The sequence below is a fragment of the Stenotrophomonas sp. ATs4 genome (genome assembly GCF_051861585.1).
Taxonomy (GTDB): Bacteria; Pseudomonadota; Gammaproteobacteria; order Xanthomonadales; family Xanthomonadaceae; genus Stenotrophomonas; species Stenotrophomonas maltophilia_AS.
The window spans coordinates 20,743-38,170 of sequence record NZ_JBLYPK010000008.1; the positions used below are offsets into that span (position 1 = coordinate 20,743).

The following is a 17,428-nucleotide window of genomic DNA, read 5'->3' on the forward strand; positions in this document are numbered from 1 at the left end:
ACCAAGGGGGATGTAAAGGAAATTGCGTCCTGCCAGTGAGCACGACGGCAATTGTTACGCAGCGGTGACGCAGCGTCCTCCTCATGCACGGTGCAGCGCGCAGGCGCTAAAGTGCATGTACCACCCTCGCCAGTCCTGCCCATGCGCAACCCCCGGCTGCTGATCACCGCCATCGCCCTGCTCGTGCTCGGCCTGGTCGTCAACCATTTCATGCAGCGGCCTCCGGCGCCGCAGTTCGCACCGGACCTGCAAAGCGCGCCCGCGGCACGTGCTCCGACTGCACGCAGCAGCGATGACAGTGGCCTGCCGGCCTTCCTGCCCGCCGAAGCACGACAGACCATCGCCCTGATCCAGCGCGGCGGCCCGTTCCCGCACCGTCAGGACGGCAGTACGTTCGGCAACCGCGAGCAGCAACTGCCGCAACGGGCGCGCGGCTATTACCGCGAATACACCGTCGACACTCCCGGCGCACGCACCCGTGGCGCGCGCCGCATCGTTACCGGCGGTGATCCGCCCGAGGCGTGGTATTACACCGACGACCACTATGCGTCGTTCCGCAGCTTCAGCGTACCGGCCAAGGGAGCGCAGTGATGAGCCATGATGATTTCGGCCTCGGCCTGCATGACATCAACAATGCAGGCGTCTACGCCATCGACAGCGAAGATATCGATGCGCTGGCCGCAGCAATGCGCGATGCCGGCCTGAAAGTGATCCGCATCGACCTGGATGGGGTGATCGACAAGCGCACCCTGCTTGCCCGCCTGGCGGCGCAGCTGGATTTCCCGGCGGGTTTCGGCGGCAACTGGGATGCGCTGTCGGACAATCTGCGCGACCTGCAGTGGCTGCCGGCCACCGGCTATGCGCTGTTCCTGGCCGATGTGGATGCCCTGCGCGCCGGTGCAGGCAAGGAGTTCGACACGCTGCTGGACATCCTTGACGAAGCCAGCCGCGACTGGGTCGGCCGCGACGTGCCGTTCTGGGTGTTCCTGTCGCAGAGCGCGTAAGGTCACTGCCGTGTTAGAGGCCGACCTTGGTCGGCATGGGCGTGTCCCCGCCTGGATCATCCACGCATGGCGTGGATCTACCCGGCGCAGCTGGATGCACAGGACCACGCCCGGCGAGCGCCCGTCGCGGCATGCACACCCCCGCCCGGCATGGCCCGGCGCTACCCGGGACCAATCGGTAGATCCACGCCATGCGTGGATGAGGGCAGACGCGGGCAGCGCCGCTTCACCGGCTGCCGTTATCTTCCTGCAGCTCTTTCTTGAACGGGATGTCCGGCGGCGGTCGCGCCACCGCCGGCTGGTCCTGCATGTTCGGGTTGGTCAGGCCACAGCCACCACCGGCCTGCAGGATCGAGATCACGCAGGATATTTTCGTGCTGGTGCCCGGCAGTGGGATCTCCATCGCCTTGACACCCTTGCGCACCCATTCGGCCAGCAGCGACTCCTGCGGCACCCAGTACTTGTCGAACGAGGTGGGCGTGTAGTCGTACGGCGGACGCTTCAACCACTTGCCGGACTGGGCAATGCGCTCCTTGCTCCAGCCATCATTGGCGCCACCGGGCGCGCCGCGCTCGGCAGGCCCCTCGCCCTGCTGACCCGGCACGCGCGCGCTGCCATCGGCATTGAACAGGCCCGCGCCCTTGCCCGCGTTGCTTGCCTGGCTGGCGCCGTTGCTGGCCCCATCCCGATTGCGGCTGGAAGCCCCCCAGTCATCGCCCTTGGCAGGCGTGGCCCAGTTGCCCGGGTTGGGCGCGGGGCGCGCCCCAGCCTGGGCCGGCGTCGTGCTGGACGCTGCTGGACGCGCAGCGGTGCTGCTTGCAGTCGCCACATTGCCACTTGCGGCTGACGCGGGCGTTGCCGCCGGGGCGCTGCCACTGGCGGCTGAAGCGGCGGCCACCGGTGCCGACGCCACCTCGCGCTCGCGTACCGGCACATCGCGTCCGGTAGCGGCACGCACGCTCGGCTCGCGGCCAGGCACCGTCGCCATCCGCACCTGCGGATCCACAACGGCCTGCACTTCGCGCTCGCGCACCTGGAGGTCCCGCTGCGGCACGCGCACCTGCACCTCGGCCGTGCGCAGCGGCTGCGGCGCAACCGCCGCGTCGACCGTACTGACTTCGCGCTCCTGCACCTGGATCTCGCGCAACTGGGGCGACCGCACCGCAACTTGAGGCGCCCGCACCGGCATGGGCGTCGGCGCAGCCTGCACTGGCTGCACGCTGCGCTCGCGTACCGTGGGCGCGGTGTCGCGCGGCACGATGCTGACCTCGGTGCGCGGCACGCTGACCGGTGGCACCACGAAATCGGTGCTGGCCTGGGCCACTTCGGTGGCCTGCACCGGCGACGGCGGCGGCGCGGCAACCGGTGCGGGTTCGGTTTCAGCAGGCGGCGGTGGGACGTTCGCAGTCGGGGCCGACGCCGGCGTGGACGCCTGGGCGGCCGCTGTCGCAGGACGCGGCTCGGGCGCCGTCGCTGCGCCGGCCTGCTGGCCTGCCACAACCCGGCCGGCCGGTGCTGCCGCGGCGGCTTCGGCGCCCGGCTGATCGCCGCCGCCCTCCTGACTCGCACGCCCTACGAATTCCACCTGCGTGCGCTCACCTTCGGCGCCCTCTGCTTTCGGCTCAGTGGTGCGGATCACCGCGACCCACAACAACAATACGAAGAACAACAGGTGCAGCAGCGCGCTGACCAGCGCAGACGTCCAGCGCATCCAGCGCTGATCACGCGGTGCCGCATCCCAGTCCTGCCAGAACAGGCGGCGCAGTGCCTGCCAAGGGGACAACGCAGGCAGTCGCCCAGACGGGCCGGGCAGCGGACGTGGCAGCAATACCGCGATGATGTCGCGGGCATGCAACGGCCTTGGCAACGGGCCGAGCGTGCGCAGCCACAGCGCCCAGCCGTATGGCAGGCGCGTGGTCTTCTCGAGGACGGCACGTGGCTGCTGGCGCGCCAGCAGCAGGTCGATGAGTTGCTCGGCCCGGGTCAGAGGCACGCGTCAGCGATCAGGCGGCGTTGCCGCGAGGGATGTACGGCGCGTGGCCACTGTCGTGGTCGGTCGCGTCACGTACTGCGGTCACGCCCGGCACGCGGCCCATCAGGGTTTTCTCGATGCCCTGCTTGAGGGTGACATCGGCCATGCCACAGCCCTGGCAGCCGCCACCGAAGCGCAGCAGCACCACGCCTTCGGCCGACACTTCCTGCACCGCCACCTTGCCGCCATGCGACGCCAGCTGCGGGTTGATTTCGTTTTCCACCACCCAGTGCACGCGCTCCACCAGCGAGGCGGCATCACCCGGCGCTTCGCCCTTGATGCGTGGTGCCTTGATGGTCAGCTGCTGGGCGCCTGCAGTGCCGGCGACGATGTCGATCTCGGCACCGTCCAGCCAGCCCACGCTGGCTGCATCGACGTAGAGGGTGAAGCCGTCGCAGTCCACCGCCCACTCGTCACCGAGCAGGTCGCTCGGCTCGGCGAACTCCAGCCGGGCATCGGCGCGCGGGGTACCAGGATCGACCGCGCTCAGGCGCACGCCCATGCCGGGCGCGCCCTCGCGTTCGATCAGCTTGCGGAAATGGGTCTGGGCAGTGTCGGAGATCTGGATCATCAGGCTATTCTAGCCAAGTAAGCGTCAGCCGCTCATTCGGTTTATACACCGTCCGGCGCATTGTTCAGTCAACACGAGGTGGAGATTCCCATGGCCGACCTGATTCCGCTGGCCCAGGCCCGTTGCGTGCCGCGCAAAGGCAGCGACCACAAGCTCGGCGAAGCCCGCCTGGCCGAACTGATGCCACAGATTCCCGGCTGGGAGCTGAGCGAGGGGGGACAGGCGCTGCTGCGCACCTTCCGCTTCAAGAACTACTACGCCACCATGGCCTTCGTGAACGCGCTGGCCTGGATTGCCCACCACGAGGACCATCACCCGGACCTGGGCGTGCACTACGACCGCGCGGTCGTGCGCTTCTCCACCCACGACGTGGGCGGCCTGAGCGAGAACGACTTCATCTGCGCGGCCAAGACTTCGGCCCTGACGGAGCAACTGCCATGAACGTACGTTTGCTGAGCCTGTCCCTGATCGCTGCGACCGGCCTGGCCGGCTGTGGCCCGTCCGAACCGCCGGCACCGCCACCGCCGCCACCCACCGAAGTGGCCGCAGTGAAGACGCCGCCGCCGCAGTACCCGCTCGAGCTTGCCTGCATGGGCGTAGGCGGGACCAGTACCTTCAAGGTGACCATCGGTACCGACGGCAAGCCGAGCGAGGTCGCGCTGTTGACCGGGGCCGGCAACCCGCAGCTGGACGAACTGGCCAAGACCGCGGTGCAGGGCTGGCAGTTCAACGCCGCCACCCGCAATGGCCAGCCGGTGCCGGCCACCATCCAGGTGCCGGTCAGCTTCAACCCGCCGCAGCCGAAGCCGGACCAGTGCTTCGCGATCGAAGAGCGCCTGCGCAGCGGGGGCTGATCGCCCGCCCTCCGACGAGGCCAGCCGACGCCCGCCTCGCCCTTGCCGCCCCGGCCCCGCCCGGGGCGGTTGTCTGTTGACCAGGACCGCGTCGGTAGATGCTGCAGATTCCCCCCGAAAACATCTGGATCGCGCTGGCGGTCACTCTCGCCGCCGGCCTGGCCACGTCCATTGGCAGCCTGCTGGTGCTGTTCTCGCGTCGGCCCAATCCACGCCTGCTCGCCTTCGGCCTGGCCTTCGCCGGCGGCGCAATGGTCTATGTGTCGCTGTCGGAGATCCTCAACAAGTCCATTGCTTCATTCGCGTTGGCGTATGGCGAGCGCACCGGCTTCACCTACGGCACCCTGGCATTCCTGCTGGGCGTGGTGACGATCGTGCTGATCGACCACTTCATTCCCAACCCGCACGACAGCCTGGACAAGCAGGACCCCGCGTTCCGCGAGAACAGCCGCGAGTACCTGAAGCGGGTTGCCCTGCTGACCTCGATCGCGATCACCGCGCACAATTTCCCGGAAGGCCTGGCAACGTTCTTTGCGACCCTGGAAAGCCCATCGGTGGGCATGCCGCTGGCCTTCGCCATCGCCATCCACAACATTCCCGAGGGCATCGCGATCGCGGTGCCGGTGTACTTCGCCACCCAGAACAAGCTCTACGCGTTCACCGCCAGCCTGTTGTCGGGCCTGGCCGAGCCGGTGGGCGCGGCGATCGGCTATGTGCTGCTGTCCGGCTCGTTGTCACATGCAACGTTCGGCTGGGTGTTCGGGCTGATCGCAGGGGTGATGGTGTTCCTGGCGCTGGATGAGCTGCTGCCGGCGGCCAAGCGCTATGCCAAGGGCCACGAGACGGTTTACGGTCTGGTGGCGGGCATGGGAACGCTGGCGATCAGCCTGGTGCTGTTCAAGTGGTGAGGGCCCCCGAAGGGCGCATCCACGCATGGCGTGGATCTACCGGACCCAGGTAGCGCCAGGCCATGCCTGGCGACAATTCTTCCAGCATCCGCCGGGCACGGCCCAGCGCTATCTTCAGCGAAGCCGGTCCAGCGCCTCGACCAGCTCTTCAGCCAGCGGCGCGTTCAGTACATACGGCGTCTTCCCCGCGTCCAGTGCGAACTCCAGCGACGCCGCATGCAGGAACAGGCGCTTCAGCCCGATCTGCTCACGAAGTCGCTTGTTGACGGCCGGATCGCCGTATTTATCGTCACCAGCGACCGAATGCCCCAGGTGCTGGGCATGCACGCGGATCTGATGGGTGCGGCCGGTCTCGATACGCACCTCGCAGTACGAATGGCCACCGCGGCGCTCCAGCACCCGGAAGTGGCTGATCGACTCCTTGCCGATCGCGTTGACCTGCACGTGGCGCTCGCCGCCCTGGCGCAACCCTACGTGCAGTGGCGCGTCGACTGTCATCACGCCGTCGGGCATTCGCCCGGCCAACAGGGTCAGGTAGCGCTTGCGGATGCCGGCGCCGTGGTCCTCACGCAGCAGCGCCTGCAGCTCGCTCAGGGCCGAACGCTTCTTGGCCACGATCAGCAGGCCCGACGTGTCGCGATCCAACCGGTGGACCAGCTCCAGGGTCTGGCCCGGACGGAGCGCGCGCAGGGTCTCGATGGCGCCGAAACTGATGCCGCTGCCGCCGTGGCTGGCCACGCCGGAGGGCTTGTTCAGGGCCAGCAGGCGGGCATCCTCGAAGACGATGGCCTGTTCCAGGCGGCGCATGAACGCCTCCGGCGGACCGGCTTTGTCTCCTTCCTCACTGAGACGGACCGGCGGTATCCGCACCTCGTCGCCCGCTTCCAGCTTGCGTTCGGCCTTGGCGCGGCCGCCATTCACCCGTACCTGGCCGCTGCGCACCAGCTTGTACACCAGACTGCGAGGGGCGCCTTTCAGCTGGCCGAGCAGGAAGTTGTCCAGGCGCTGGCCAGCGCGGTCGGCGGGAACGGTGATCATGCGCACGGAAGGCTTGTCGCCAGCGGGCTTGGTAGGGTCTTGGGCGGTCATCAGGCTGTTTATTCTGTTACACTCGGGGGGCGATATAAGGGATTGATTTCGTTGGAAGTTACTCAGGGCCAGAAGCCCAGCTTCCGACGAATCCGGCACAGTGCGCGACCACCGCCCGCGGGGCGGCCATGTTAGCGGCTCACCGGCCTTCCCGGCCATCGCCGGATGTCTGACACACAACCGTGCTGAACATGTCCCGCGTGGCGCTCCAGCCTGGCTGACAGCTGCCTGCGGCCTGTAACACCCCAAAACCCATAAGAGTGAAGCGCTCCCGCGGCCTGCCGTGGTGTCGTAGCGCTGGAAACCCAAGCCGCCCTCCCCGCGCTTGCGCGAATGGGCGGCGAACCGTGTCCAGAGGCGAAACCCCATGGCGTTCCGCGCGGTAGCCGCTTGCGAGGAACGCAACAATGAAGCGAATGCTGATCAACGCCACGCAGGCTGAAGAGCTGCGTGTTGCCATCGTGGATGGCCAGTCGTTGTATGACATCGACATCGAACAGCCGTCGAAGGAACAGAAGAAGTCCAACATCTACAAGGGCCGGATCTTCCGCATCGAGCCCTCGCTGGAAGCGGCCTTCGTTGAATACGGTGGCGGCCGCCATGGCTTCCTGCCGCTGAAGGAAATCTCCCGCGACTACTTCCAGGCCGGTGTCGACCACAACAAGGCCGGTATCCGCGAGCTGTTGAAGGAAGGCCAGGAGATCGTTGTCCAGGTCGACAAGGAAGAGCGTGGCAACAAGGGCGCCGCCCTGACCACGTTCATCTCGCTGGCCGGCCGTTACATGGTGCTGATGCCGAACTCGCCCAGCGCCGGCGGTGTCTCCCGTCGCATCGAGGGCGAAGACCGGGCCGCCCTGAAGGACGCCCTGGACAAGCTGAACATCCCCGATGAAATGGGCGTGATCATCCGTACCGCCGGCGTCGGCCGCGATGCGGAAGAACTGCAGTGGGACCTCGATTACCTGCTGAACGTCTGGCGTGCGATCGCCGAAGCTGCGCTGAGCAAGCCGGCCCCGTTCCTGATCTACCAGGAATCGCGCCTGATCGTGCGCGCCCTGCGTGACTACCTGCGCGCCGACATCGGCGAGATCCTGGTGGACACCGAGGAGATGTACGAGCACGCCAAGGAGTTCATGCAGCAGGTGATGCCGCAGACCCTGCGCAAGCTCAAGCACTACAAGGACGACATCCCGCTGTTCAACCGCTTCCAGATCGAATCGCAGATCGAAGGCGCCTACGAGCGCAACGTGCGCCTGCCGTCGGGCGGCTCGATCGTGGTCGACCAGACCGAAGCCCTGACTGCGGTCGACGTGAACTCCTCGCGCGCCACCAAGGGCAGCGACATCGAGGACACCGCGTTCCAGACCAACCTGGAAGCGGCTGAGGAAGTGGCCCGCCAGCTGCGCCTGCGCGACCTGGGCGGCCTGGTGGTGATCGATTTCATCGACATGGCCTCCAACAAGCACCAGCGCGAGGTCGAGAACCGCCTCGCCAACGCACTGAAGTACGACCGTGCGCGCGTGCAGGTCGGCCGAATCTCGCGCTTCGGCCTGCTGGAAATGAGCCGCCAGCGTCTGCGCCCGAGCCTGGGGGAATCCAGCCAGATCGTCTGCCCGCGCTGCGATGGCCATGGCCGCATGCGCAGCGTGGAATCGTTGTCGCTGTCGATCATCCGCGTCGCTGAAGAGCATGCGATGAAGGAGAACACCGGGCAGGTGCTGGTACAGGCCCCGGTGGAGATCGCCAATTACCTGCTGAATGAAAAGCGCAGCGCCCTGCGCGAGATCGAACAGCGCCATGAAACGCCGATCGTGATCGTCGCCGATGAGCAGCTGCATACCCCGCACTACACCGTCACCCGCCTGCGCGACAACGAGCTGGGCGAGGAAAGCGGCCGACCGAGCTACCAGCGCGGCACCCCGCGCAAGCTGCCGGTGCACGCGCTGACCAAGGGCCAGCTGAACATCCCGCCGCCGATGGTGACCCAGGTCAAGCACAACTCCCCCGCCCCGGTGCGTGAGGAAGTGGAGCCGGCCGCGGCACCCGCACCGGCACCGGTTGCGGCCGTTGCCCCGGCTGCGGCCGCCAGCGGCGGCGTCGTCGGTTGGCTGAAGCGCATCTTCGGTGGCGAACCGGCCCCGGCCGCTGCTCCGGCACCCGCCGCCCGTCAGCCGCAGCAGGATGGCGGCCGTCGTGACCGCAACAAGGATCGCAACAAGGACCGCAAGGACCGTCGCGAGGACAGCCGTGGCAACGGCGGCAATGGCAATGCGCAGCAGCAGAAGGACGGCGGCAACCGCAAGGATCGCGGCGAGCAGCGCAAGGACGGCCGCCAGGGTGGCAACGGCGGCAATCCGGCCAACGGCAATGCCCAGCAGCCGCAGCAGGGTAAGCAGAAGGATCAGCAGAAGGACGGTCAGCAGCAGCCGCAGCAGCAGAACAAGCCGCGCAACGAGCCGCAGGCCCAGAACCCACAGCAGCCGAAGCTGAAGCAGCCCCGGCAGCCGCGTCCGCAGCAGGACGGCGACAAGCCGGCCGAGAAGCCGCAGCGCAGCGCCGCCGAAGCAGCTACCGAGGTGGCAACCGCCGCCGCGGTGACCGCGACGGCTGTCGTGGCCAACACCGTGACCGCGCAGGAAGCCACCGCACCGGTTGCACCGATTGCCGCCGCCGCTCCGGTGGACGCTGCACCGGTGGTCGAGACCGCTCTTGCCTCAACCACTGAGACAGAGGCCGCTGTCGTGACCGCTGAAGAGGCCACGACCGATGCCACGGGCGACCAGACGGGCGAAGGCGCGAGCCGTCGTCGTCGAGGCCGTCGTGGTGGCCGCCGCCGCCGTCGCGGTGGCGCCGAGAACGCCACCGGCAGCGACGCCCTGGGCGACGATCAGGACGACGGTGACGACGGCGATGACGCCGACGGCACTGAGCCGAACCTCGACAACGCAGGTGAAATCGCTCCGGCCGCTGCCACTCAGCCTGCACGTTCGCAGCCGGAGTTCGACTTCGATGACGAAGCCGAACCGGCCGCCGTCGAAGCCGGGAAGCCGGTTCGTGCCGCCGCAGCCGTCGCCGCCGCGCCGGTCGCAGTGGTGAGCAGCGCTGTGGTCGAAGCCGCCGCACCGGTCGTGGCGGAAGTGGCCCCGATCGAAGCTGCTGCGAAGACCGAAGCGGTGTCCTCGCCGGTGCAGACCAGCATGCTCGATGCCATCGACGCCGCGACCCCGGCCCAGCCGGTAGCCGCTGCCGCGCCGGTGATCGAAGCCATTGCGCCGGTGACCGAAGCAAAGCCGGTCGCGGTTGAAGCAACCCCGGCGGTTGAAGTCGCTCCGGTGATCGAAGCCAAGCCGGTGGCCGTTGAGACTGCGCCGGTGGTTGAAGCCAAGCCGGCGATCGTTGAAGCTGCTCCGGTGGTAGAAGCCAAGCCGGTGGCCGTTGAGGCTACGCCGGTGGTTGAAGCCAAGCCGGTCGTCGAGCCCATCGTGGTCGCCGAACAGCCGGTCGCTCCGGTGGCGGTGGAAGCCGCGCCGATCGAAGCCGCTGCCCCGGTCGCCGAAGCGGCGGTGACGCCGTCGATCGACCCGGTCGCCGATGGCCATGCCGACGCTGCCGCCCAGGCTGCAGAAGCCAAGGCCGATGAAGAAGACGAAGAGGCCGCCAAGCGCACGCCGCCGGCGAACTGATCGCTCTTTGATCGCGTGAAAACGAAACGGCGGGGATCGATGATCCCCGCCGTTTTTTATTTGTGCGTTTGGTGCTGGCTTCGCTTTGGTAGAGGCCAACCTTGGTTGGCGCCGTTGATTGAGTGCATGCGGCAGCGCCCGTGCCAACCAAGGTTGGCAGCTACCGGAGCGTGTCTGCGTCAGGGTTTCGGCGCGAACTGCAGGCGGGTCCACACACCGTAATGATCCGAGGCCCAGCGCCCGCTGTCGTCGGGCTGGTCGAACAGGATCTTCGCCTCACGCGCCACCATTTCATCCTGCTGGAAGAAGATGTGGTCGATCCGCGACGGCGCCTGGTAGTAGTGGCGGTTGAGCGTACTGACCCCAGCCAGGTCGGTGTTGACGTGTACGCTGCCGTAGCTGTCGCCATAGTGACTGCGCAGTTCGCTCAGGTCACCTGCATCCACCAGTGCATTGAAATCGCCGGCGATCACCACCGGTGCCCCGGCAGACGTCGCAGTGATGAAGCGCAGCAGATCCTCGACCTGGGTACGACGGATGCGCTGCCCATTCTCATCGCTGCGTTCGTTGAGATGCGTGGCATAGATGTTGACCGGCTTGCCATCGACGTCGATGCGCAGGTGAGCGACGGTGCGATAGTCGTCCAACGGCAGCAGCAGATGATCACCCTGGGCGAGGATCGGCCGCCGGGTCAGCAGCGCATTGCCGTAGCGCTTGGGTGCACCGACCGGATCGGTGGACACGAACACGTACTTGTAGCCGAGCTGGCTGGCCAGCCACTGCGCCTGGTTGCGCACGGTGCGCCGCTGGATCACCTCCTGCAGGGCAATCGCATCGGGCTGCAGGCGCTTGAGCTCGGCCAGGATGGTGCGGCGGCGGCTCGGCCAGTCTTCGCGGTCATGGTGCAGGTTGAAGGTGACCATGCTCATGCCCGGCGCACTGGCAACGTCGGGCGCTGCGGTCGCGGCAGCCGGTTCGGCCGCCATCATCACACCCGGCAATGCCAATGCAATTGCCAGCCCCAGGGCACGCACCAACGTGCGCACCCTCGCCCCCTGCAGCTTCATTGCTACTGTCCCTTGCGTTCGGCGCGGCGCACCGCGCTCGGCACTTCAATCTCGACCCGCGCCGGCAACTGGTGCACGTGCAGTTCCTTGTTGACCCATTCGGCCGCTTCGCCGTTGATGGTCGCCTCACCCGGTTCACCGGCGTAAGGCCACGGCAGCACGACGCCACCGACCGGCGGCACCAGGCCTGGCTGCAGCTCAAGCACCAGCTGCTTGTCGCTGCGCTGCAGACGGTAGTTCAGCTGTCCCTGCGGGGTACGCAGACCCTGCACGGCAATGCCTTCGCCCTGCAACCACGCGCTCGGCACGCCGGCGGCCAGCACCAGCGCTTCGTCCATGTCGCGGTTATAAGCGAACATGTCCAGGGCCGAGCGCACGAAGTCCGAGGCCACCCACGCGTGCGGCAGGTCACCGACGAAGAACGGCTTGCGCGGCGTGCGCGAGACCACCTCAGCCCACTGGTTCCAGGCCTGCGGCGCGCGGTCCTTGAAGAAGAACTCGGTGGCCTGCCAGGCGCGGTCGCGCCAGCCCAGGCGCACGAACGCGGCCACGTTGCGCCACTCGTACGGGGTGTAGTCCTTCCACTCGCGCTTGCCGTCACGACGGGCAACGAACTCGTTCCAGTAGCGCTCGAAGGTCGCATCCAAGGCCTGCTGCGGCAGCCGGCCCTGCTCACCGCCCGGGGCCAGCGCAATGGTGGTCGAGGTCGCGTCGAAGTCGCCCAGCTCGGCCGAGCCTGGGAGATAGTCGATGTTGTGCTGCTGCATCGCGGACAGCAGCGACGCCTGCAGATCATCACGGAACTGGTCGCGCGATTCGGCGATCTGCATCGCCTCGACCTTGCCCAGCTGGGTCGCCAGCAGCGCCGCGTCCTTGTAGCCGCGCAGTGCCCAGAAGTTGTCCCAGTACGAATGCATCGGCTTGGCCGAATAGCCCTCGTGGCTGATCGAGGCGGGCATCATGCCGTAGAAGGCCGGATTGCGTGCACGGTTCTCTTCGGTCCGTTCGCTGGCGCGCAGCTGCTCCATGTAGCCGTAGGCGCCCTGCACATGCGGCCACATCAGCTCGGTGAAAGTGCTGTCGCCGGTGTAGCGTCCGTACTCGGAAATGCTGTAGATCAGCTCACCATGGCTGTCGTTTTCCGGCACCGGATCGCTGCCGCGTGCATCGACGCAGCACGGCACCTTGCCGTTCTCGAACTGATACGGCGCATACCAGTTGATGTAGTCACGCACGGCATCGCTGCGGCCCATGCGCAACAGGCCCTCGGAGATCATCGCGCCATCGCGGATCCAACTGCGCGCATACGATCGCGTGCCCGGCTGCAGGCGCGGACCAACGCGCGAGATCAGCATGTGTGCGACCGCGGTGCGCAGAGTATCAACCAGTGCCTGGCCGGCGGCGGGCACCTGCAGCGAGACCACACCCAGCTTCTTTCGCCACAGTTCGGCCACCTGCGCCTGCGCCTTGGCCACGTCCAGTGCCTGCGGCGCCCAGCCACCGGTCTGCGGCAGCACCACCGCCACTTCACGGCTCTGGCCCGGCTCCAGCTTGAACGTGTACATGAGCGCACCCGACGCCATGCCGGTGCTGTCCTTCACCGCCGTGGTGGCCGGATACTTCCCCTCCGCCAGATGCATCGCATCCAGCTTGCTGTCGAAGGAACTGGCGAAGCGCGCGTCCGGCACCTGCAGCGGATAGATGCGCGGCTCGCCGTTGACGCGCACCAGCTGTTCGCCAACATCCAACGCCTCGATGCGGCTGAAGCCACCGACGGTATTGAGGAACTGGGTAGGCGGGTTGACCTGCCAGGGACGGATCGCCAGCGCCAGGGTGTACTCGTGCGCGACCTTGTCCGGGTTGCTGAGTCGATAGCGACCGATCAGCTGCGCGCGCTCGGGAGTGCCCTGCACGAAACTGGTCACCGCCAGCCCGGCCTTCTCATGCACCCAGTCGACGTTGGCGATCGGCAGGTAGTGATCCTGCAGCGATTGGGTGATAGCCACCTTGGACCAGTCCAGCAGCTTGCCGTCGAGACGGATGAACGGTTCGATGCTGAAGCTGCCTTTCGCAGGCTCCAGTGCACCATCCTCGCTGATCAGCGCCTGCTCCTGGCCGCCATCGAGACCCAGCAGCGTCCAGTAGGGTTGCTCGCCCACGTAAGCGCGCGGCAGCGAACCCCGCGGCAGGTCGGCAGCCACCGAAGACAGGAACGCATTCGGGGTCGCGGCGAAAGCCAAGGGCTTGAGCGCGATATCACGGATGCCGTAACGCCAGTTCGGGCCGTCCTGCAGATCGAAGCGCACGTAGCGCGCGTCGGTATCCGGCAGTGCCAGCCAGTCGCGGCCACCGGCACCACTGATGACTTCGCGCACGGTGCGCCAGTCCCGGCCATCCTCGGACGTGCGCACGGTGTAGCGGCGGGCCTCCAGGTTCGGCAACCAGTCGATCACCGCGCCACCGATCTCGCGGCTTTTGTGCAGGTCCAGGCTGATGGTCTGCTGCTTGACCCCGCCGCTGATCCAGAAGGTATCGCTCTTGCCATCGATCATGCGGTCCTGCAGCGCCATCGCGGTATCGGCGATCACCGACGGCACCAGCGCCGAATCATCCTGCGGCGGCAGGCCCTGCAGGGTCAGCTTGTCGAAGCACACCGTGCCGCGCCCACCGACTTTGCTGTAGAGGGTGAACTCCACTGCGGCGCTGCGCGACATCTCCTTCTCGGGCGACGGGCCCCAGGCCTTGTCGATCTGGCGGCGGCGGTACTCCACCGGTGTCCACGCCTTGGGGAAAGCATAGCCGGGACGGTTGACCCACCAGACGTTGTCGCCGCTGGCGTCGATCAACTTGAACTGCAGGTCGTTGCCCGGTGAATCGCCGCGCAGCTGGAAACCGAAGCGGTAATTGACCGGGTACTCGATGTTCAGCGCGCGGCGGATGCCGACGTAGCCGGAGACATCATGGAAGTCATAGTCCAGGCACAGTGCACGACCACCGCCGGCACCGCTGACCGGCCGCAGCGAACCACTGACCTGATCGGACAGCACCAGCTTCCACGCGCTGCTGTCATCGAAGTCGTCCAGCACCTTGGGCGCCGGCAGCGCCGGTGGTGCGGCGATCGCCAGGGAGGTCCACAACAGGCCCAATCCAACGGCGATCGCTCGCTTCATCCCTTGACGCTCCCCAGCAACAGACCTTGGATGTAGTACCGCTGCAGCACCAGGAACAGCGCCAGCACCGGAACCACGGTGACCACCGCGCCAGCCATCATCATTTCCACGTCCATGATGTGCTCGCGCGAGAGGGTGGCCAGCGCCACCGGCAAAGTGTAGTGCTCCTGATCGGTCAGCACGATCAACGGCCACATGAAATCGTTCCATGCGCCCATGAAGGTGAAGATGGCCAGGGTCACCAGCACCGGCTTGAGCATCGGCAGCACGATCTGGAAGAAGATGCGCAGCTCCCCTGCCCCGTCAATGCGCGCCGCTTCCAGCAGTTCGTCCGGAATCGAACGCGCGTACTGGCGCACCAGGAAGATGCCGAACACGCTGGCCAGCGCCGGCACGATCACACCACCGAAGCTGTTGACCAGGCCCAGCTGCTTCATCAGCAGGAACAGCGGCAGCATCGCTACCTGTGCCGGGATCACCAGCGCCGCCATCAGCACCTGGAACAGGCGCTCGCGGCCGACGAAGTTCAGCTTGGCGAAGGCATAGCCGGCCATCGTGTTGAGCAGCAGCGAACCCAGGGTGATGCCAACCGATACCAGCAGGCTGTTGGCGAAGTTGCCGCCCATGCCGGTGCGCGCGAACAACTCATGGTAGTTGCGCGTGGTGATGCTGGAAGGCAGCAGCGGCGGCGGGAAGTGGGTGGCCTCGCCCTGCGGCATGAACGACACCGAGAGCATCCACAGCAGCGGTGCCAGGCTGACCAGGGCCAGCACCAGCAACGCACCATTGATCAACCACGGGTACCAGCGCGACTGGCCGATTTCACGACTCATACCAACTGCCTCTTGCGGCCGAAACGCAGCATCACGGTGGTCACCGCCAGGATGATCAGGAACAGCAGGAACGCCACTGCGGAGGCGCGTCCCAGGTTCCACCACTTGAAGCCTTCCTCGAACATGAAATACAGCACGCTGACGGTGCTCTGCAGTGGGTCGCCGCGGGTCATCACGTAGGGCTCGGCGAACAGCTGGAAGTAGCCGGACACGGTAATCACCCCGACCACCAGCAGCACCGGGCCAAGCATCGGCAGGGTGATGTGCAGGAACTGCTTCCAGCGCGAGGCGCCGTCGATGCGGGCGGCCTCGTACAGGTCATGCGGGATCGCCTGCAGGCCGGCCAGGAATATCACCATGTTGTAGCCGAAGTTCTTCCACACCGCGAACAGCATGATGGTCGGCATCGCCCAGTTGGGATCACCCAGCCAGTCGATCGGGCTGATGCCCAGATGCCCCAGGCCGTAGTTCACCAGGCCATAGCTGGTATGGAACAGGTAGCGCCAGATCACTGCCACCGCCACCAGCGTGGTCACCACCGGCGCGAACAGCGCGGTGCGGAACAGCGCCTTGAAGCGCGCGGCCGGTGCGTTGAGCAGCATCGCCGCGCCCAGCGACACGCCGATCGACAACGGCACGCCGATCAGCACGAAATAGGTGGTGTTCCACAGCGACTTCCAGAACATCGGTGTCTGCAGCAGATCGATGTAGTTGCCGAGGCCGACGAAGCGCAGGTTGCTGCTGTCGGCCAGGGCATACAGATCGAAGTCGGTCACGCTCAGCGCCAGCGCCGAAGCCACCGGCAGGCCGAAGAACATGCCCAGCACGATCAGCGAGGGGCCGGCGAAGATCCAGCCGGCAAGCGAAGTACGTTTCATTGCGCGCTCCCGGCGGCCACGGCACTGCTCGATTGCGGCGACGGCACGCGCTGCTGCAGGCGTTGTTGTTCATGCATCCAGCGGCGCTTGGCCAGCACCTTGTCCACGCGCTGGTCCAGTTCTTCCACGGCCTTGTCCTGCGGCAGGCCACCGCGCACCACCTTCTCGGTGACGATGCGCATTTCCTGCACGATGCGCTCCCATTCAAGCACCTTCGGGGTCGGTTTGACCCGCTCCAGCTGGTCACGGAAGGCAGCGGCCAGCGGATCGTTGGCCAGCGACGGCGCACTCCAGGTGCTGCGGCGTGGCGGCAGGTCGCCGATGATCGAATGGAAGCGCGCCTGGATCTCCGGCCGCGACAGGAACTCGATCAGCTTCCAGGAGGCTTCCTTCTGCTGCGACTTGCGGAAGATCACCAGACTGGTGCCCCCGGCAATACCGGCACCCGGACCGTCCGGACCCGGCAGCGCAGCGGTACCCCACTGCCCTTCCAGTTCCTTGGGCTGCAGCTTCTTGAACTCGCGGATGTTCCAGGGGCCGGAGATATAGAACACGTTGAAGCCACGGAAGAACTCGTCCCAGACGTTGGAGATCTGCGTCTCGGACATCTTCGGCGCCCAGCCCTGCTCGAACATGTTGGCGTAGAAGGCCAGCGTGCGGCGGAACCCGGGGCTGGCGAAATTGCCACGGGTGTCATCATCGCGCAGCAGCGGATCGGGCTGCTGCAGCGCCAGCGACAGCTGCTGCTCGAATTCGTTGATCGGCATCAGCACCGCATAGCGGTTCGGACCCTGCATGCGCTTGATCGCCGCCATCTGTTCGTCCCACTCCTGCCAGGTGCGCGGCGGGTGGTCGTAGCCGGCCTTGGCCAGCAGATCCTTGCGGTAGTAGATCAGGCGGGTATCGACGTACCACGGCACACCGACCAGCTCGCCGTGGATCACGTTGGTATCCCAGATGCCCTGGAAGTAATCCTTCGGGTCGACCACGGCGGAACGCTGCACGAACGGCTGCAACGGCGTCAGCGCATCAAGCTCGGCGAACTCCGGTACCCAGGTGTTGCCGAGCTGGCATACATCGGGCAGGCCGTCGGCGGCGAACGCAGTCAGCAGCTTCTCGTGTGCGGCCGTCCACGGGATGTTCTGCACATCCACCTTGATGCCCGGATTCTCGGCTTCGAATTCGTGGATCAGTTCGCTGACCACCTCCGCCTCGCGGCCCATCGCCCAGAAACGTACGGTGGTGGTGCCCGGTTCGGTACGGGCGCAGCCGGCCACGGCCAATGCGGCCAGGGCAGGCAGCGCCCAGCGGCGCAGGCGGTCGATCCAGTTCGGCATCG

Annotated in this window: 14 protein-coding genes; 6 read left to right on the forward strand and 8 right to left on the reverse strand. The window is 66.7% G+C overall.

The window, feature by feature from the left end; translation table 11 throughout:
* Positions 1–141 precede the first annotated feature (141 nt).
* Together ABR323_RS14965 and ABR323_RS14970 are read left to right on the forward strand one after the other, a co-directional pair.
* On the forward strand, positions 142–591 hold the full coding sequence (locus tag ABR323_RS14965; RefSeq protein ID WP_135274456.1) for a ribonuclease domain-containing protein: 450 nt from the start codon (positions 142–144) through the stop codon (positions 589–591).
* Entirely contained in the window at positions 591–1,004 is a 414-nt protein-coding gene (locus ABR323_RS14970) for a barstar family protein (RefSeq protein ID WP_135274457.1), read from the forward strand. The genes ABR323_RS14965 and ABR323_RS14970 overlap by 1 nt, the downstream gene beginning before the upstream one ends.
* A 226-nt stretch (positions 1,005–1,230) precedes the next feature.
* Here ABR323_RS14970 and ABR323_RS14975 read toward each other — a convergent pair whose 3' ends face one another.
* Positions 1,231–2,997, reverse strand: a complete 1,767-nt coding sequence (locus ABR323_RS14975) for a hypothetical protein (protein ID WP_439449888.1) — start codon at positions 2,995–2,997, stop codon at positions 1,231–1,233.
* A 10-nt stretch (positions 2,998–3,007) separates the two neighbouring features.
* Positions 3,008–3,607 carry an NfuA family Fe-S biogenesis protein gene (locus ABR323_RS14980; RefSeq protein WP_006377738.1) on the reverse strand — a complete coding sequence of 200 codons (600 nt, stop codon included), beginning with the start codon at positions 3,605–3,607 and terminating at the stop codon, positions 3,008–3,010.
* 90 nt (positions 3,608–3,697) lie between these two features.
* On the opposite strand from ABR323_RS14980, the gene ABR323_RS14985 reads away from it, so the two are divergent.
* From ABR323_RS14985 to zupT, 3 genes are all read left to right on the forward strand, one after another.
* On the forward strand, positions 3,698–4,048 hold the full coding sequence (locus ABR323_RS14985) for a 4a-hydroxytetrahydrobiopterin dehydratase (protein WP_439449889.1): 351 nt from the start codon (positions 3,698–3,700) through the stop codon (positions 4,046–4,048).
* Positions 4,045–4,461 (forward strand): energy transducer TonB, encoded by a 417-nt coding sequence (locus tag ABR323_RS14990; protein ID WP_135274459.1) that lies wholly within the window; start codon positions 4,045–4,047, stop codon positions 4,459–4,461. Before ABR323_RS14985 ends, ABR323_RS14990 begins: the two co-directional genes overlap by 4 nt.
* Positions 4,462–4,559: 98 nt before the next feature.
* On the forward strand, positions 4,560–5,369 hold the full coding sequence (gene zupT / locus ABR323_RS14995) for a zinc transporter ZupT (protein ID WP_135274460.1): 810 nt from the start codon (positions 4,560–4,562) through the stop codon (positions 5,367–5,369).
* A 114-nt stretch (positions 5,370–5,483) separates the two neighbouring features.
* Here the strand turns inward: zupT and ABR323_RS15000 are convergent, their stop codons facing one another.
* Positions 5,484–6,458, reverse strand: coding sequence for an RluA family pseudouridine synthase (locus tag ABR323_RS15000; RefSeq protein ID WP_439449890.1), 975 nt, complete (start codon positions 6,456–6,458; stop codon positions 5,484–5,486).
* A gap of 407 nt (positions 6,459–6,865) precedes the next feature.
* On the opposite strand from ABR323_RS15000, the gene ABR323_RS15005 reads away from it, so the two are divergent.
* Positions 6,866–10,141: an Rne/Rng family ribonuclease gene (locus tag ABR323_RS15005; RefSeq protein WP_439449891.1), complete on the forward strand. Its 3,276-nt coding sequence runs from the start codon at positions 6,866–6,868 to the stop codon at positions 10,139–10,141.
* Between the two features lie 179 nt (positions 10,142–10,320).
* Here ABR323_RS15005 and ABR323_RS15010 read toward each other — a convergent pair whose 3' ends face one another.
* Genes ABR323_RS15010 through ABR323_RS15030 form a run of 5 tightly spaced genes read right to left on the reverse strand, consistent with a single transcriptional unit; the run spans position 10,321 to position 17,426 of the window.
* Complete coding sequence (locus ABR323_RS15010) at positions 10,321–11,208, reverse strand: endonuclease/exonuclease/phosphatase family protein (protein WP_439449892.1); 888 nt, start codon at positions 11,206–11,208, stop codon at positions 10,321–10,323.
* Positions 11,209–11,210: 2 nt separating this feature from the next.
* Positions 11,211–14,378, reverse strand: coding sequence for a discoidin domain-containing protein (locus ABR323_RS15015; protein ID WP_439449893.1), 3,168 nt, complete (start codon positions 14,376–14,378; stop codon positions 11,211–11,213).
* A complete protein-coding gene (locus ABR323_RS15020; RefSeq protein WP_006378064.1) occupies positions 14,375–15,211 on the reverse strand; it encodes a carbohydrate ABC transporter permease in 837 nt (278 codons plus the stop codon). The genes ABR323_RS15015 and ABR323_RS15020 overlap by 4 nt, the downstream gene beginning before the upstream one ends.
* Positions 15,208–16,089, reverse strand: coding sequence for a carbohydrate ABC transporter permease (locus ABR323_RS15025; protein ID WP_006378065.1), 882 nt, complete (start codon positions 16,087–16,089; stop codon positions 15,208–15,210). Before ABR323_RS15025 ends, ABR323_RS15020 begins: the two co-directional genes overlap by 4 nt.
* A complete protein-coding gene (locus ABR323_RS15030) occupies positions 16,086–17,426 on the reverse strand; it encodes a sugar ABC transporter substrate-binding protein (RefSeq protein WP_439449894.1) in 1,341 nt (446 codons plus the stop codon). Before ABR323_RS15030 ends, ABR323_RS15025 begins: the two co-directional genes overlap by 4 nt.
* Positions 17,427–17,428 lie beyond the last annotated feature (2 nt).

Excerpts from the sequence above, each read along its gene's own strand:
- ABR323_RS15020 (WP_006378064.1), bottom strand. The coding sequence starts at position 15,211 with ATGAGTCGTGAAATCGGCCAGTCGCGCTGGTACCCGTGGTTGATCAAT.
- ABR323_RS14965 (WP_135274456.1), top strand. The coding sequence starts at position 142 with ATGCGCAACCCCCGGCTGCTGATCACCGCCATCGCCCTGCTCGTGCTC.
- ABR323_RS15010 (WP_439449892.1), bottom strand. The coding sequence starts at position 11,208 with ATGAAGCTGCAGGGGGCGAGGGTGCGCACGTTGGTGCGTGCCCTGGGG.
- ABR323_RS15000 (WP_439449890.1), bottom strand. The coding sequence starts at position 6,458 with ATGACCGCCCAAGACCCTACCAAGCCCGCTGGCGACAAGCCTTCCGTG.
- ABR323_RS14970 (WP_135274457.1), top strand. The coding sequence starts at position 591 with ATGAGCCATGATGATTTCGGCCTCGGCCTGCATGACATCAACAATGCA.
- ABR323_RS15005 (WP_439449891.1), top strand. The coding sequence starts at position 6,866 with ATGAAGCGAATGCTGATCAACGCCACGCAGGCTGAAGAGCTGCGTGTT.
- ABR323_RS14980 (WP_006377738.1), bottom strand. The coding sequence starts at position 3,607 with ATGATCCAGATCTCCGACACTGCCCAGACCCATTTCCGCAAGCTGATC.
- ABR323_RS15025 (WP_006378065.1), bottom strand. The coding sequence starts at position 16,089 with ATGAAACGTACTTCGCTTGCCGGCTGGATCTTCGCCGGCCCCTCGCTG.
- ABR323_RS15015 (WP_439449893.1), bottom strand. The coding sequence starts at position 14,378 with ATGAAGCGAGCGATCGCCGTTGGATTGGGCCTGTTGTGGACCTCCCTG.
- zupT (WP_135274460.1), top strand. The coding sequence starts at position 4,560 with ATGCTGCAGATTCCCCCCGAAAACATCTGGATCGCGCTGGCGGTCACT.
- ABR323_RS14985 (WP_439449889.1), top strand. The coding sequence starts at position 3,698 with ATGGCCGACCTGATTCCGCTGGCCCAGGCCCGTTGCGTGCCGCGCAAA.
- ABR323_RS14990 (WP_135274459.1), top strand. The coding sequence starts at position 4,045 with ATGAACGTACGTTTGCTGAGCCTGTCCCTGATCGCTGCGACCGGCCTG.
- ABR323_RS15030 (WP_439449894.1), bottom strand. The coding sequence starts at position 17,426 with ATGCCGAACTGGATCGACCGCCTGCGCCGCTGGGCGCTGCCTGCCCTG.